General features: G+C 69.1%; 14 protein-coding genes, 2 rRNA genes and 1 pseudogene. 15 read left to right on the top strand and 2 right to left on the bottom strand.

The window, feature by feature from the left end:
- The 13 genes from DEJ17_RS03825 to DEJ17_RS03880 all read left to right on the top strand — a co-directional run.
- Nucleotides 1–1,912, top strand: a 23S ribosomal RNA gene (locus DEJ17_RS03825); the annotation flags it as partial.
- A 154-nt stretch (nucleotides 1,913–2,066) separates the two neighbouring features.
- Nucleotides 2,067–2,183, top strand: a 5S ribosomal RNA gene (gene rrf, locus DEJ17_RS03830).
- Nucleotides 2,184–2,259: 76 nt separating this feature from the next.
- Nucleotides 2,260–3,540 (top strand): hypothetical protein, encoded by a 1,281-nt coding sequence (locus DEJ17_RS03835; protein WP_146239609.1) that lies wholly within the window; start codon nucleotides 2,260–2,262, stop codon nucleotides 3,538–3,540.
- Entirely contained in the window at nucleotides 3,531–4,340 is an 810-nt protein-coding gene (locus tag DEJ17_RS03840) for a hypothetical protein (RefSeq protein WP_110892158.1), read from the top strand. The genes DEJ17_RS03835 and DEJ17_RS03840 overlap by 10 nt, the downstream gene beginning before the upstream one ends.
- 13 nt (nucleotides 4,341–4,353) lie before the next feature.
- Complete coding sequence (locus DEJ17_RS03845) at nucleotides 4,354–5,343, top strand: HAD-IIA family hydrolase (protein WP_110892159.1); 990 nt, start codon at nucleotides 4,354–4,356, stop codon at nucleotides 5,341–5,343.
- Between the two features lie 10 nt (nucleotides 5,344–5,353).
- Nucleotides 5,354–5,500, top strand: coding sequence for a hypothetical protein (locus DEJ17_RS17670; protein ID WP_181421030.1), 147 nt, complete (start codon nucleotides 5,354–5,356; stop codon nucleotides 5,498–5,500).
- 13 nt (nucleotides 5,501–5,513) lie between these two features.
- A complete protein-coding gene (locus tag DEJ17_RS03850; RefSeq protein ID WP_258366641.1) occupies nucleotides 5,514–6,326 on the top strand; it encodes a TlyA family RNA methyltransferase in 813 nt (270 codons plus the stop codon).
- On the top strand, nucleotides 6,323–7,246 hold the full coding sequence (locus tag DEJ17_RS03855) for an NAD kinase (RefSeq protein WP_071245131.1): 924 nt from the start codon (nucleotides 6,323–6,325) through the stop codon (nucleotides 7,244–7,246). Before DEJ17_RS03850 ends, DEJ17_RS03855 begins: the two co-directional genes overlap by 4 nt.
- Before the next feature lie 36 nt (nucleotides 7,247–7,282).
- The gene (gene recN / locus DEJ17_RS03860) at nucleotides 7,283–8,977 is read left to right on the top strand and encodes a DNA repair protein RecN (RefSeq protein WP_110892161.1); all 1,695 of its coding nucleotides are present in this window, start codon (nucleotides 7,283–7,285) and stop codon (nucleotides 8,975–8,977) included.
- A gap of 125 nt (nucleotides 8,978–9,102) precedes the next feature.
- On the top strand, nucleotides 9,103–10,818 hold the full coding sequence (locus DEJ17_RS03865; protein ID WP_110892162.1) for a CTP synthase: 1,716 nt from the start codon (nucleotides 9,103–9,105) through the stop codon (nucleotides 10,816–10,818).
- Between the two features lie 180 nt (nucleotides 10,819–10,998).
- Entirely contained in the window at nucleotides 10,999–11,574 is a 576-nt protein-coding gene (locus DEJ17_RS03870; RefSeq protein ID WP_110892163.1) for an NUDIX hydrolase, read from the top strand.
- Complete coding sequence (locus DEJ17_RS03875) at nucleotides 11,571–12,170, top strand: DUF1349 domain-containing protein (protein ID WP_110892164.1); 600 nt, start codon at nucleotides 11,571–11,573, stop codon at nucleotides 12,168–12,170. The genes DEJ17_RS03870 and DEJ17_RS03875 overlap by 4 nt, the downstream gene beginning before the upstream one ends.
- Nucleotides 12,171–12,208: 38 nt before the next feature.
- Nucleotides 12,209–13,189, top strand: a complete 981-nt coding sequence (locus tag DEJ17_RS03880; RefSeq protein ID WP_110892165.1) for a site-specific tyrosine recombinase XerD — start codon at nucleotides 12,209–12,211, stop codon at nucleotides 13,187–13,189.
- A gap of 100 nt (nucleotides 13,190–13,289) precedes the next feature.
- Here the strand turns inward: DEJ17_RS03880 and DEJ17_RS03885 are convergent, their stop codons facing one another.
- Complete coding sequence (locus tag DEJ17_RS03885) at nucleotides 13,290–13,736, bottom strand: DUF2510 domain-containing protein (protein ID WP_181421031.1); 447 nt, start codon at nucleotides 13,734–13,736, stop codon at nucleotides 13,290–13,292.
- Nucleotides 13,737–13,844: 108 nt separating this feature from the next.
- Nucleotides 13,845–14,882 (bottom strand): annotated as a pseudogene (locus DEJ17_RS03890) (LLM class flavin-dependent oxidoreductase).
- A gap of 50 nt (nucleotides 14,883–14,932) precedes the next feature.
- Here DEJ17_RS03890 and DEJ17_RS03895 point away from each other — a divergent pair.
- A complete protein-coding gene (locus tag DEJ17_RS03895) occupies nucleotides 14,933–15,265 on the top strand; it encodes a TraR/DksA C4-type zinc finger protein (protein WP_110892167.1) in 333 nt (110 codons plus the stop codon).
- A gap of 130 nt (nucleotides 15,266–15,395) precedes the next feature.
- Nucleotides 15,396–15,845 carry a TIGR02611 family protein gene (locus DEJ17_RS03900; protein ID WP_110892168.1) on the top strand — a complete coding sequence of 150 codons (450 nt, stop codon included), beginning with the start codon at nucleotides 15,396–15,398 and terminating at the stop codon, nucleotides 15,843–15,845.
- Nucleotides 15,846–15,849 lie beyond the last annotated feature (4 nt).

The raw sequence follows: 15,849 nt of genomic DNA on the forward strand, positions 1-15,849 counted from the left end.
ATGTAACGGGGCTCAAGCACACCACCGAAGTTGTAGATTTCGCACTATAGACAAGCCTTCGTGGTTCAGTCGTGCGGAGTGGTAGGAGAGCGTCGTGTGGCGAGTGAAGCGGCGGAGTGATCCAGCCGTGGACGCTACACGAGTGAGAATGCAGGCATGAGTAGCGAAAGACGGGTGAGAAACCCGTCCTCCGAAAGACCAAGGGTTCCAGGGCCAGGTTAATCCGCCCTGGGTAAGTCGGGACCTAAGGCGAGGCCGACAGGCGTAGTCGATGGACAACGGGTTGATATTCCCGTACCGGCGAACAACCGCCCAAGCTAATCCAGTGGTGCTAAGAGTCCTAACCCGGTACAACCGGATCCCTTCGGGGTGATGGTGGCCGGTCTAACGCTCGACCCCATGCTGGTGCGGTTAGCGTATGAACAGGTGTGACGCAGGAAGGTAGCTGAGCCAGGCGATGGTATCCGTAAGGTGAACCTGGTGTAAGGATGTAGGGCTGACGATAGGCAAATCCGTCGTCTGTACGCCTGAGATCCGACGCGTACCCGTCAGGGGAAATCAGTGATCCTATGCTGCCGAGAAAAGCATCGACGCGAGGTTGCAGCCGCCCGTACCCGAAACCGACTCAGGTGGTCAGGTAGAGAATACCAAGGAGATCGAGAGAATCGTGGTTAAGGAACTCGGCAAAATGCCCCCGTAACTTCGGGAGAAGGGGGGCCGGACACGTGACCGGATTTACTCCGTGAGCGTTGAAGGCCGCAGAGACCAGTGGGAAGCGACTGTTTACTAAAAACACAGGTCCGTGCGAAGTCGCAAGACGATGTATACGGACTGACGCCTGCCCGGTGCTGGAAGGTTAAGAGGAAGGGTTAGCCTTTGGGCGAAGCTCTGAATTTAAGCCCCAGTAAACGGCGGTGGTAACTATAACCATCCTAAGGTAGCGAAATTCCTTGTCGGGTAAGTTCCGACCTGCACGAATGGCGTAACGACTTCCCAGCTGTCTCAACCGCGAACTCGGCGAAATTGCACTACGAGTAAAGATGCTCGTTACGCGCAGCAGGACGGAAAGACCCCGTGACCTTTACTACAGTTTGGTATTGGTGTTCGGAGTGGCTTGTGTAGGATAGGTGGGAGACTGTGAAGCGGGCACGCTAGTGTTCGTGGAGTCATTGTTGAAATACCACTCTGGTCACTTTGGATGTCTAACGTAGGACCCTGATCGGGTTCATGGACAGTGCCTGATGGGTAGTTTAACTGGGGCGGTTGCCTCCCAAAGAGTAACGGAGGCGCCCAAAGGTTCCCTCAACCTGGTTGGCAATCAGGTGGCGAGTGTAAGTGCACAAGGGAGCTTGACTGTGAGACTGACAGGTCGAGCAGGGACGAAAGTCGGGACTAGTGATCCGGCAGTGGCTTGTGGAAGCGCTGTCGCTCAACGGATAAAAGGTACCTCGGGGATAACAGGCTGATCTTGCCCAAGAGTCCATATCGACGGCATGGTTTGGCACCTCGATGTCGGCTCGTCGCATCCTGGGGCTGGAGTAGGTCCCAAGGGTTGGGCTGTTCGCCCATTAAAGCGGTACGCGAGCTGGGTTTAGAACGTCGTGAGACAGTTCGGTCCCTATCCGCTGCGCGCGTTGGAAATTTGAGAAGATCTATCCCTAGTACGAGAGGACCGGGATGGACGAACCTCTGGTGTGTCAGTTGTTCTGCCAAGGGCACCGCTGATTAGCTACGTTCGGACCGGATAACCGCTGAAAGCATCTAAGCGGGAAGCCGTCTTCGAGATGAGATTTCCATGCACCTTGAGTGTGAGAGGCTCCCAGCAGACTACTGGGTTGATAGGCCGGATGTGGAAGCGGGGACTAACGACCCGTGGAGCTGACCGGTACTAATAAGCCGAAGACTTGATAACACACTGATTTCCGTGCACGTGTTGCACGGGCTCGCGTCCACTTTGTGGTTCCCGACAGACGATCGGGAATCGAAACTGAATACACCGCTCTGTCTTCTTCACGGGAGGCAGCAGTCGGGACAGCTTTGAGACCAAGATCCATGGTCGAAGGTGTTCCGGTGGTCATAGCGAGAGGGAAACGCCCGGTCACATTCCGAACCCGGAAGCTAAGCCTCTCAGCGCCGATGGTACTGCAAGGGGGACCTTGTGGGAGAGTAGGACGCCGCCGGACTTAACGTAAGAATGATGTGGCCATCGGCCCTCCATCGAGAATTCGCAGGGGAAACCCTCGTTCTCGGTCGGGGCCGGTGGCCATTTCTGTTTTTGCCGCCGATCACTCGACGTCGGCTCCGGTCCGTGATGGACTGGAGGCCGTCGTCGGGCGACCGACGCGGCACCCAACACAACGACACAGCGGACGAACGCCCGAGGCACTGCACCGGGCACGCGATGAGGAGCAACGGTGGCGAACGACGACGATCAGCGGCGGAACGACGGGGACCGCGGAGATCGACCCCGACGGGACGGCGACCGGTTCCCCCGTCGCGACGGCGCTCCTCGTCGGGACGGCCAGAGCGATGGTCGTTGGTCGTCCGGTCCTCGTGAGTTCGAGCGTCGTGAAGGTGACCGTCGTGATCGTCCACAGGGCGAAAACCGTCCGTTCCGTGACGGTGCACCTCGCCGCGACAGTGCTCCGCGTCGGGACGGCGATCGTCCGTTCCGTTCCGCCGACCGAAACGACCGTCCCTCGTGGCAGGGCGACCGTCGTGACTCCGGTCGGCCGCCGCGTGGCGACGGTCCGCGCGCTGCCGATCGACCGCGGCGCGATGGCGATCGTCCCTTCCGTGGCGGCTCCGATCGCCCGGCTCGTGACGGGGATCGGCCGTTCCGTGGTGGATCTTCCGACCGCCCCGCTCGTGACGGGGATCGTCCGTACCGTGGTGGTTCCTCGGACCGGCCGCGCCGGGACGGTGACCGGCCCTTCCAGGGTGGTTCTGACCGTCCGCGTCGCGATGGCGATCGCCCGTACCGTGGTGGATCTTCCGACCGCCCCGCTCGTGACGGGGACCGCCCGTACCGCGGTGGTTCGGACCGTCCGGCTCGTGACGGGGATCGGCCGTTCCGTGGTGGATCCTCGGACCGTCCGCGACGTGACGGCGACCGTCCGTTCCGTGGGGGCTCGGACCGTCCGGCTCGTGATGGGGACCGCCCGTACCGTGGGGGCTCCTCGGACCGTCCCGCTCGGGATGGCGACCGTCCCTACCGCGGGGGCTCCGACCGCCCTGCTCGTGATGGGGACCGCCCGTACCGCGGGGGCTCCTCGGACCGTCCCGCTCGTGGCGGTTCCTCCGACCGTCCGTTCCGTGGCGGTTCGTCGGACCGCCCAGCTCGCGACGGCGGTGAGGACCGTCGTCGTTTCGGTGACGGCAGCCGTCATGCCGGCGCCCGTTTCGGTGAGGCCGCGCGTGACGACTGGGAAGACCGCGACCCCTACGGCACGAAGTCGATCCGCCCGCGCCACGACGACCCGGAGATCCCCGAGGAGATCCAGGCGCGCGACCTCGACCCCGCGGCCCGGATGGAGCTGAAGACCCTCAGCAAGGACAACGCCGACTGGGTTGCGCGTCACCTCGTGGCCGCTGCGCTCTTCGTCGACGACGACCCCGAGACGGCCAACCAGCACGCCCTGAGCGCGGCTCGTCGTGCCGGTCGCGTCGGTGTCGTCCGCGAGACGGCCGCGATCACCGCGTACCGCCTCGGCGACTTCGCCACCGCGCTCCGGGAGCTCCGCACCTACCGTCGGATCTCCGGTCGCAACGACCAGCTGCCGATGATGGTGGACTGCGAGCGTGGCCTGGGCCGTCCGGAGCGGGCACTCGAACTCGGTCGGTCGGTCGAGCGCTCGGCCCTCGATACCCCGGTGCAGGTCGAGCTCGCGATCGCCATGTCCGGCGCTCGTCTCGACCTCGGGAATCCCACAGCCGCCCTCGGTGAGCTGGAGATTCCACAGCTCGACCCGTCCACCGCCTACACGTGGTCCCCGGCGCTCTACAGTGCTTACGCGGCCACGCTCGAGGAGCTCGGTCGACAGGACGAGGCCGACGAGTGGTGGGCGCATGTGGACCGTGCGGCAGCGGCCCTCGCCGAAATCGCGGACGACAACGCTTGGGAGACAGTTGATGTGGTCGAGGAAACGCTCGAAGTCGAAGAACACGGAGACGCCGGAGACGACGACGCCGATGACCTCGGAGTCGACGACGTCGCGACTGACGACCTCGATGACGAACCCGTCCTCGACGACCTCGATGACGACACCTCCGCAGCCGACGAGCCCGGCGAGATCGACGACGACAACCCCCGCGACGTCGACGGCTCCGCAGCCGACTGAGCGCTCGGCGGCCTTGACCGACGGCGTCGACGTGGTCCTCACCGACCTCGACGGCGTCGTCTACCGCGGCCGCAACGCCATCCCGCACGCGGTCGAAGCCCTGACCCGGGCATCGCTCACGGCGCGGGTCGGCTACATCACGAACAACGCGTCGCGCCGCCCGATCGACGTCGCCGAGCACCTCGAACGCTACGGGCTCGAGGTGTCCGAGGGTGATGTCGTCACCTCGTCGCAGGCCGGCGTCCAGCTGCTCGCGACCCTGGTGCCGGCCGGATCGACCGTCCTGGTCACCGGCGGGCTCGGCCTGTCGAGCATCGTCGAGGCAGCCGGGTTCACGGTCACCTCGAGTGCCGAGGACTCCCCGGCCGCGGTCATCCAGGGCTTCTCGCCGGACCTCGGTTGGAAGGAACTGGCCGAGGCCTCGTTCGCGCTGGCCGACCCGGACGTGCCGTGGGTGGCCACGAACATGGACTGGTCGATCCCGGTCGAGCGGGGCATCGCGCCCGGCAACGGCACGCTCGTGTCCGCCGTGCACCAGGCAGTCGGCCGGATGCCCGTGGTCGCCGGCAAGCCCGAGCGTCCGATCTTCGACACGGCGGTCGAACGGTTCGGTGGCGGTCGGACCCTGTTCATCGGCGACCGGTTGGACACCGACATCAAGGGCGCGAACGACGTCGGGATCCCGAGCGTGCTCGTGCTCACCGGCATCGACAAGGCGAAGCAGGTGCTCGCGGCCGACCAGCGCTCGCGGCCAACGTACGTGCTCGAGGACCTCCGGGGGCTGTCCCAGCCCTACCCGGAGACGGTCCGGCGCGAGGACGAGGACGGCACCCGGTACGTGACGGTCGGCACCTCGACGGTGGCGATGCGCGGGCACGTCGTCCGGGTACTCGACGCCGGGACCGACATCGATCGGCTCCGTGCCGGCTCGGCGCTCATCTGGGAGTCCGGGTTGGCCATCTACGGCCTCGACGTGGACCCGCAGCTGTACGGCGGCGAGTAGCGTGTCGGACGTGCCGAACCCCGAGCAGCAGGACGCCTTCGCCGCGCGCACGGCCGAGGCCGAGGCCCTGCCGCTCGCCGACCGTGCCGACGCCTTCTCCGCCCTGCACGACGAGCTGCGGACGCGGCTCGAGAGCGGCGGCTCCGCGAGTGCCTGAGCCGGACGGAGCCGTGCCCGACGCGACCTCGGTCCGCCTCGACGCCCTCCTCGCTGCACGTGGGCTCGCACGGTCCCGCACCGTCGCCAGCAAGCTGATCCAGGACGGCCGGGTACTCGTGGGTGGCCGTGCCGTCCTGAAACCGTCGACGCCGATCGCATCCGACGCGGACATCGAGGTCGACGCCGCCGACGAATGGGTCTCGCGCGCGGCCCGGAAGCTCGTCGGTGCACTCGACGCGTTCGACGTTGACCCCGCCGACCGGGTCGTGCTCGACGTGGGCGCGAGCACCGGCGGGTTCACCCAGGTGCTGCTCGCACGCGGCGCGCGCCGTGTCGTCGCGCTCGACGTGGGCCACGGACAGCTGCACCCCACCATCGCACTCGACGAACGCGTCGCCGTGGTCGAGGGGACGAACGCGCGGAACCTCACGCGCGCCGACTACCTGGCGCTCGATCCCGCCGCCGCCGAGACGAGCCTGGTGGTGGGGGACCTGTCCTTCATCTCGCTCCGTCTCGTGCTGCCGGCGCTGGCCGAAGCCGTCCCCGCGGACGAGTTCGTGCTCCTGGTGAAGCCCCAGTTCGAAGTGGGCCGCGGCGGAGTGCGCGAGGGCATCGTGCACGACGCCGGGCTGCGGAACGACGCACTCATGAACGTGCTGTGGGCGGCGTGGGACCTGGGCCTCGGCACCAGTGGGATCGCCGCCTCCCCGATCGTCGGGACGCACGGCAACCACGAGTACCTGGCCCGCTTCCAGCGCGGTGTCGGGGGCAATCCGACAGAATGGAGAGTCCGGGCGACCGAACTCACGGAAGGGTCTTCATGAGTGACGAACGGCACATCCTGCTCGTGTCCCACACGGGTCGCCGTGACTCGATCGACGCTGCGGTCGAGGTCTGCGACCTCCTGCACGCGGCCGGTCTCACGCCCGTCATGCCCTTCGACGAGTACGCCGACATCCGTCGCGCCGAAGCGTCGGTCGGCAAGGTCGACATCCTCGGCGTCGACGTCCAGCCGAACCAGCTCGAGATCGTCATCGTGCTGGGTGGCGACGGCACGATCCTCCGCGCCGCGGAACTCGTGCGGAACACCGGCGCTCCGCTGATCGGGGTGAACCTCGGGCACGTCGGGTTCCTGGCCGAGAGCGAGCGTGACGGTCTGTCCGAGACGGTCGAGCGAGCGCTGTCCGGCGAGTACAACGTCGAGGAACGCGTCACCCTGCAGGTCGACGTGGTCGTGGGCAACCAGATCGTCTACTCGAGTTGGGCGCTGAACGAGGCCACGATCGAGAAGGCCTCGCGGGAGCGGATGCTCGAGGTCGTGACCGAGGTCGACGGCCGTCCGCTGTCGTCCTTCGGCTGCGACGGCGTGGTCGTGTCGACCCCGACCGGCTCCACCGCTTACTCGTTCTCCGGCGGTGGCCCCATCGTGTGGCCGGACGTCGATGCGCTGCTCATGGTGCCGCTGAGCGCCCACGCCCTGTTCGCCCGTCCGATCGTCGTCGGGCCGGACTGCACGCTCGCGATCGAGGTCCTGCGGCGTACGAGCGGCGTCGGTGTCCTGTGGTGCGACGGCCGACGGACCCACGACCTGCCCCCAGGCGCCCGTGTCGAGGTCCGGCGTTCGCCCGACCCGGTGCGTGTCGCTCGACTCAAGGACGCTCCGTTCACCGACCGCCTGGTCGCGAAGTTCCAGCTGCCCGTCGCCGGGTGGCGCGGACCCCAGAGCGACGAGGACGACCGATGAGCACGGAGGGCGACCGATGAGCACGGAGGACGAGCGATGATCGAGGAGATCGCGATCCGCGACCTCGGGGTCATCGGTGAGACCACGCTCGAACTCGGGCCGGGCTTCACCGTCGTCACCGGGGAGACCGGTGCGGGCAAGACCATGATCGTGACCGCGCTCGGACTGCTGCTCGGTGCGCGGGCCGACGCCGGTTCGGTGCGCCGCGGTGCGTCGAGCGCCGTCGTCGAAGGCCGCTGGCACGTCCCCGAACAGGACGCCGTCGCCGATCGCGTCGAGGACGCCGGCGGCACGGTCGAGGACGGCGAACTCATCCTCACCCGCACGGTCTCCGCCGAGGGGCGCAGCCGTGCCACGGTGGGCGGTCGCAGTGCGCCCGTGGCGGTGCTCGGCGAGCTCGCAGACCAGCTCGTCACCGTGCACGGGCAGTCGGACCAGATCCGCCTGACCTCGGCCACCGCGCAGCGGGCTGCGCTCGACGGGTTCGGGGGAGCCTCGCTCGAGAAGGCCCTCGCCCGGTACGTCGCCGCCTACGACGCCTGGCAGCAGCACGCCGGTGAACTCGAGGTCCTGGTCCGCGACCGGGACGACCGGGTGGCCGAGGCCGAGCGGATCCGTGCGGCCTCCGACGAGATCGAGGCCGCCGACCCGCAGCCCGGCGAGGACCTCGAGCTGGCCGAGCGCGCCGAACGGCTGGGGAACCTCGAAGAGCTCCGGTTGTCCGCGGCCCTGGCGCACGAGGCGTTGTCCAGCGAGTCCCTCGACGGCGTCTCCGACGTCGTCGGCCTGGTCGAGTCCGCACGCCGTGCCGTGGAGCGCGTCGTGTCGTCGGACAGTGCCCTGCAGCCGGTGCTCGAGCAGCTCACGGAACTCGGGATCCAGGCGGCCGAGGCCTCGGCGAGCATCTCGAGCTACCTCGGTTCCCTGGAACCCGAGGCCGGGCACGACCTCGAGCTCATCAACGAACGCCGAGCCCTGCTGGCCGGCCTCACCCGCAAGTACGGCGAGACGGTGGACGACGTCATCGTCTACGGGCAGCGCGCGAGCGACCGGCTGCTCGAGCTCGACGGCGACGACGACCGGATCGCGGCGTTGCAGCAGTCGGTCGAGCAGGACGAGCGGGCGCTCGAGTCCGCCGCCGCCGCGCTCACCACGGCGCGCACCAAGGCCGCGGCCGACCTGGCGAAGCGCGTGACCGCTGAGCTGAAGACCCTCGCGATGGGTGGCGCCACCCTGGTGGTCGAGATCACCGACGCCGGCGAGTACCGCCGACACGGCCGTGACCAGGTGACGATCCTGCTCCAGCCGCACTCCGGCACCGACCCCCGGCCGATCGGCAAGGGGGCGTCCGGCGGTGAGCTGTCGCGCGTGATGCTCGCGATCGAGGTCGTCATGGCCGGCAGCACCACGGTGCCGACGTTCGTCTTCGACGAGGTCGACGCGGGTGTCGGTGGGGCGGCGGCGATCGAGATCGGCCGACGCCTGGCGAAGCTCGCCGAACGGACGCAGGTCATCGTCGTCACGCACCTGGCCCAGGTCGCGGCCTTCGCGAACAACCACCTCAACGTCGTGAAGGACGCCAGCGGAGCCGTCACCTCGTCGAGCGTGCGCCGGCTCGAGGGCGAGGACCGGTTGCAGGAAATGGCACGGCTGCTCTCCGGACTCGGCGACAGCGCCAGCGGCATCGAGCACGCCCGTGAGCTGCTCGACGTGGCCGGCCAGCGGGCCTGACGGCAGGCAGGCGGGTGCTGCCCGCCGACCCGGCCACGGCCCGAGGACCCGGCCGCCCACCCGCGCAACGCCCACGGCGAACCGGGGTCGCGCCTCCCGGCAGTTCTGACGTACGATGGAATCCCGTGGCGGACACTCTCAGCGGCGGTACCAATTCTTCGATCTCGACCCCGAAGGTGACGAAGCAGATCTTCGTGACCGGCGGGGTCGTCTCGTCTCTCGGCAAGGGCCTGACGGCGGCCAGCCTCGGCAACCTGCTCACGGCTCGCGGCCTCAAGGTCGTCATGCAGAAGCTCGACCCGTACCTCAACGTGGACCCGGGCACCATGAACCCGTTCCAGCACGGCGAGGTCTTCGTGACCGACGACGGCGCGGAGACGGACCTCGACATCGGGCACTACGAGCGATTCCTCGACATCAACCTGTCCCAGTCGGCGAACGTCACGACCGGCCAGGTGTACTCGACGGTGATCGCCAAGGAGCGTCGAGGCGAGTACCTCGGCGACACGGTGCAGGTCATCCCGCACATCACCGACGAGATCAAGCGTCGCATGCGCGAGCAGGCGCAGAACGACCCGCAGCCCGACGTCATCATCACCGAGGTCGGTGGCACCGTCGGAGACATCGAGTCGCAGCCGTTCATCGAGTCCGCCCGTCAGGTGCGGCACGAGCTCGGCCGCAGCAACGTGTTCTTCGTGCACGTCTCGCTGGTGCCGTTCATGAACGCCTCGGGTGAGCAGAAGACCAAGCCGACGCAGCACTCCGTCGCCGCGCTGCGCTCGATCGGCATCCAGCCCGACGCGCTCGTGCTGCGCAGCGACCGTCCGGTGTCGGAGTCGAACAAGCGCAAGATCGCGCTGATGTGCGACGTCGACGAGGACGCCGTGGTCAACGCGGTGGACGTCCCCTCGATCTACGACCTGCCGACGCTGCTGAACAACCAGGGCCTCGACCAGGTCATCGTCGAGGCGCTCAAGCTCGACGCCGGTCCGGTCGACTGGACCGCGTGGACCCCGGTGCTGAAGGCCGTGCACGAGCCGAAGAAGGCCGTCACGATCGCCCTGGTCGGCAAGTACATCGACCTGCCGGATGCGTACCTGTCCGTGACCGAGGCGCTCCGTGCGGGTGGCTTCGCGCACGACGCCAAGGTGACGCTGAAGTGGGTCGTGTCCGACGACTGCACCACGCCCGAGGGCGCGGCGAAGCAGCTCGGCGACGTCGACGGCATCTGCATCCCGGGTGGCTTCGGCGTGCGCGGCATCGAGGGCAAGCTCGGTGCGCTGAAGTTCGCGCGTGAGCAGGGCATCCCGACCCTCGGCCTGTGCCTCGGCCTGCAGTGCATGGTCATCGAGTACGCCCGGCACGAGGTCGGTCTGACCGACGCGTCGAGCACCGAGTTCGACCCCGAGACGTCGACCCCGGTCATCGCGACCATGGCGGAGCAGGTGGACATCATCGCCGGCGGCGACCTGGGCGGCACGATGCGCCTGGGCCTGTACCCGGCGTCGTTCACCGAGGGCTCGTTGGCGGCGGAGCTGTACGGCGCTCCCGAGGCCTCCGAGCGGCACCGTCACCGCTACGAGGTGAACAACAGGTACCGCGAGCAGATCGCCGAGGCCGGCCTCGTCTTCTCGGGCACCTCGCCCGACGGCACGCTGGTGGAGTACGTCGAGCTGCCGCGCGACGTGCACCCGTTCTACATCGCCACGCAGGCGCACCCGGAGCTCCGTTCGCGTCCGACCGACGCGCACCCGCTCTTCGCGGGGCTCATCGCGGCGGCGATCGAACGCCACGAGGCCTCCAGCCTGTTCGACCCGCAGACCGAGGAGCAGGTCGCGTAAGCGCCGGGTCACCACGATCGGACGGGAGGCGCGGTGCCAGCTGGCGCCGCGCCTTCCGTCCGTCCCTGGGCCGCGTCGACGGAACCTGGTTCCGGACGCGGAACCACGGAACGACGCGGTGCTGTGTCCGGAACCTGGTTCCGATGGGGGAGTCAGGTGCGCGCGTGCTTGGATGGAGACGTGACAGACGCACCGATCGCTGACGAGTCCGCCTCCTTCGAGGTCACCGAATCCACCGTCGTGTACGCGGGAGCCGTCTGGGACGTGCGCCGCGACACCGTCGCCTACAACGGCGACTCGATGGTCCGCGAGTACATCGACCACACGGGTGCCGTCGCCGTGTACGCCGAGGACGACGAGGGCCGCGTCCTGGTCATCCAGCAGTACCGGCACCCGGTGCGGCTGCGCGACTGGGAGCTGCCCGCGGGTCTGCTCGACATGGAGGGCGAGGACCACCTGACGGCCGCCAAGCGCGAGCTGGGCGAGGAGGCCGACCTCGAGGCCGACACGTGGGAGCCCCTGGTCCGCTACAACACGTCGTCGGGTGGCAGCGACGAGTTCATCCAGATCTACCGGGCGCGCGGTGTCCGGTCGACCGAGTCCGCGTTCGAGCGCGAGGCGGAAGAGGCCGACATCGTGACGCGCTGGGTCCCGCGGGCGGAGCTGCTCGAGGGGATCCTGGGCGGTCGGCTCAACAACTCGGCCCTCGTCGTCGCGACGCTCGCCGTCGAGGCCATCGAACAGCGCGGCAAGTGAGCGGGTCCGCGGCCGACGGTCTGCGCGACCTGGTCGCCACGGGTACGTGGACGCACGAGCCGGAGGCCGCCGAGTTCGACGGCGACGTGTTCCGCGTCACCGCGGTCGAGGGCAGTGACGCCTGGCGGACCACCTCGTACGGGTTCGTGCACGACTCCGAGCACGCGCTGCTGCAGCCGACCGAGGGGCCGTTCTCGGTCGAGGCGTCGTTCGTGCTCGACTTCACCGAGCAGTTCGACCAGGCCGGGGTGTTCCTGCGCGTCGACGAGGCGACCTGGATCAAGGTCGGCGTGGAGTTCTCGGACGGAGCGCCGCAGCTCGGCGCCGTGGTGACGCGTGGGTTCTCGGACTGGTCGGTGTCGCCCGTGCCGGAGTGGGCGGGCCGGGTGGTGACCGTCCGCGCGAGCCGCAATGGTGACGCCGTGACGATCCGGGCGTGGGCCGAGGGCGACGAGTCCCGCCTCGTCCGGGTCGCGTACCTCGACCCGGACGCCGTCGTGTCGGCGGGGCTGCTTTGCGCCGGGCCGACGCGGGCGGGGCTGACCGTGACCTTCACCGGGTTCCGCGTGGACGGGCCGGACGAGGCGTTGCACTGACGGGCGGGCAGCCCAGCGCCGGTTAGCCTGCTGAGGTGATGCCCCTCGACCGTGCCGTAGAGACGTACCTGCGGCACGTCGCGATCGAGCGGGGACTCTCGCAGCACACGTTGTCCGCGTACCGGCGGGACCTCGCCGTGTTCACGTCGTGGTTGGCGGCCGCTCCGGTCGTCGAGTCGGACGGTGCGGGCCGGACCGGGGGGTCCTCGGCGCTGCAGGACGTGGCACGGTTGGCACGGGCGGACGTCTCGGAGTTCGTGACACACCTGGCCACCCGACCGGAAGGCCCGCTCGCACCGCGGTCGATCGCGCGGATGCTCAGTTCGGTGCGCTCGTTCACAGCCTTCGCCGCGGGGGAGGGCTGGCTTCCGCTCGACCCCGGCACCGCCGTCCGGCCGCCGAAGGCCCCGATGCGGCTGCCGAAGGCGATCCCCGTCGAGGACATGGAACGGCTGCTCGGGGCCGTGTCCGTCGACGCCGACGACCCCGTCCAGCTGCGGGACAAGGCCCTGCTCGAGCTGCTCTACGCCACAGGCGCGCGGATCTCCGAGGCGGTGGGGTTGTCGGTCGACGACGTGACGACGCTGTCGGACGCCGACGGCGAGCTCTCCGTCGTGAAGGTCACCGGCAAGGGCAACAAGCAGCGGATCGTGCCGCTCGGCAGCTTCGCCCGGGCCGCGATCGACGCCTACCTGGTCCGGGCACGGCCGGTGTTCGCTGCGCGCGGGCCGTCGACGCCGGCGCTGTTCCTCGGCGCGCGTGGAGCGCGGTTGTCGCGGCAGAGCGCCTGGCTCGTGATCCAGGCCGCCGCTGCTGCCGCCGACCTGGAGGCGCACGTGTCACCGCACACGTTCCGGCACTCGTTCGCGACGCACCTGCTCGAGGGCGGTGCTGATGTGCGCGTGGTGCAGGAGTTGCTCGGGCACGCCAGCGTCGCCACGACGCAGATCTACACGATGGTCACGGCGGACATGCTGCGGGACGTGTACCAGACGGCGCACCCGCGGGCGCGGCGGTAGGCGGATCGTCGTGCTTCGTGAGCAGAAATGGTCGGGTCGCGCCGGCGCACCCGACCATTCCTGCTCACGAACTGCAAGCGGCGGGTGACGGCGGCGACGCTCAGAACAGGTGGAACTGGGCCGACGCCGCGATGACCGTCGTCGTCACCGCGACGACGAGGGCGCTCGCCGAAGCGCTCCGCGCCAGGACCGCCCAGGCGCCGACGGCCCCGGGACGGACGATGCCGATGACGCCGCACGCCACGGCGAGCAGCCCCACCAGGCCCCAGGGGTTCGCGACGACCGAGACCACGGCGAGCAGCACCGCGAGCACCGTGAACACGCAGAGTCGACGGTCGCCGGCGGTGCCCGACGCCCACGCGTCCGTCCGGATCGCCGAGGTCTGCACCGAGAACGACGGCCCCGCCGGAGCGACGACGATCGGCGTGACCGGTTCTGCAGCGGCTGCGGGGACCCGCGTGGCTGCGCCCCAGGTGCGACCGTCCCACCAGCGCAGACGACGGGCGTCCTGCGGGTCCGGGAACCAGCCTGCGGCCGGCAGCGTCACGGTTGCTCCTCGAGGTGCGGGGTGGATCGACCCTCCCGAGCCTAGGAGCGAGGTCGTCCCCGCCCCAGTCCCCAGCCGGGTGTCAGCACAAGGGGGGACCGCGATGGGTCAGGCGGGGACCGGCTCCGCGTCGACCTCGATGAAGACGTCCTTCACGGCGGCGAGCAGCCGGGCGTTGAAGTCCACGCCGAGCTGGTTCGGCACGGTGACGAGCACGGTGTCGGCAGCACGGATGGCCTGGTCGGCCGCGAGTTCCGCGACGAGCTACTCGGGCTCACCGATGTAGGACCGGCCGAACCGGGCCAGCCCGCCGTCGAGGTGCCCGACCTGGTCCTGCCCCTCGACCTGCGCGCGCACGCCGAAGTAGTGGCGCGACTCGTCGTCGATGATCGGGATGATGCTGCGCGAGACCGACACCCGCGGTTCGCGCTCCCAGCCCGACTCCGCCCACACCCGGCGGAAGCGCTCGATCTGCTCGGCCTGCAGCTGGTCGAAGGGCACGCCGGTGTCCTCGGTCAGCAGGGTCGAGGACATCAGGTTCATGCCCTGCTCGGCGGTCCACTCAGCGGTGGCACGGGTGCCGGCGCCCCACCAGATGCGGTCGCCGAGCGAGTCGGACAGCGGGGAGATCGGCAGGGACCCGACCGAACCGGTCATCTGCGGGTTGGCGTTCGCCATCGGCTCGCCGGCGATCGCACGGCGGAACACGTTCGTGTGCGCTCGGGCCATGTCGCCACCGTTCTCGTCGGAGGCGTCGGGCACGTACCCGAACTGCTGGTAGCCGGCCAGGGCGGTCTCGGGTGATCCCCGCGAGACACCCAGCTGCAGTCGCCCGCCGGAGATCAGGTCGGTGGCTGCGGCCTCTTCCGCCATGTAGAGCGGGTTCTCGTAGCGCATGTCGATGACGCCGGTCCCGATCTCGATCCGGCTGGTCTTCGCGGCGATGGCGGAGAGCAGCGGGAACGGTGCGGCCTGCTGCGGTGCGAAGTGGTGGACGCGGAAGTAGGCACCGTCGACGCCGGCCTCTTCGGCTGCGACCGCGAGGTCGATCGCCTGCACCAGCGCCTCCCGCCCGCTGCGTACCTTCGACCCCGGCACGTCACGCCAGTGTCCGAACGACAGGAACCCGATCTTCGTCATGTCCATGCGAACGCATCCGCAGGCGGGGCCATTCCGCCGCGACTACCGTGGCCGGGATGGAGGACCCCCGCCCCGCACTCGAGGCCGAACGCGCCCGCAACGAACGGCTGCTGCTCGAGGTCGAGCGGAGCATGCGCGACGTCAGTGACGCGCGGCAGGACGCCAACTCCGACGACGAGCACGATCCGGAGGGCGCGACCCTGGCCTGGGAACGCGGCTCGCTCGGTGCGGTCCGTGACGGCGCGCAGCTGCGAGTCCGCCAGGTGGACGCAGCGCTCGCGCGACTCCACGACGGCACCTACGGTCGCTGCACGGTGGGCGGCGAGCCGATCCCGGAGGCCCGGCTGACCGCCGTCCCGTGGGCGGCGACGTGCGTTGCGCACGCGTGAGGGGCATGCGGCCGGTGCCGCCTGACGGCCTGGAGGCGCGGTGCGGCCCCGCCACGCGCCTCCCGGCATGCGCACCCCGCGTCCACCCCGTGCGCCGCTGATTCCCAGCCGCGCGCCCTACGTTTTCGGCATGGACGGCGACCCGAACGACCGACCCGGCGAAGCCCGGGCCGACGGCGCGCCGCGCCAGCGCTTCCAGTGGTTCCACCGTCTGCGTGCCTGGATCCACGCCCGGCCGCACGTGCACCTGCTCTACAAGGTGCTCGTCGGCATCGTCGGCGGGATCGTCGTCATCGTCGGGCTGATCCTGGTGCCGCTGCCGGGCCCGGGGTGGCTCGTCGTGTTCATCGGTCTCACCGTGCTGGCGAGTGAGTTCCACTTCTTCCACAAGATCATCACGTGGCTCAAGGCGCAGCTGCACCGCTTCTGGGACTGGGCCAAACGGCACGGCCCGAAGCGCCTGCGCGATGCTGCGGACCGGGGCAAGGCCGACGTCGACGCTGCGCACACCGGTGCGGCGCGGACGGTCGGGGTGCGTGCGCGCGCTGGCGGGGCGAACTCGGCGCGACCGGGCCACTAGCGCC

It is taken from the genome of Curtobacterium sp. MCSS17_011, from assembly GCF_003224275.1.
In the GTDB taxonomy this organism is placed as follows: domain Bacteria; phylum Actinomycetota; class Actinomycetes; order Actinomycetales; family Microbacteriaceae; genus Curtobacterium.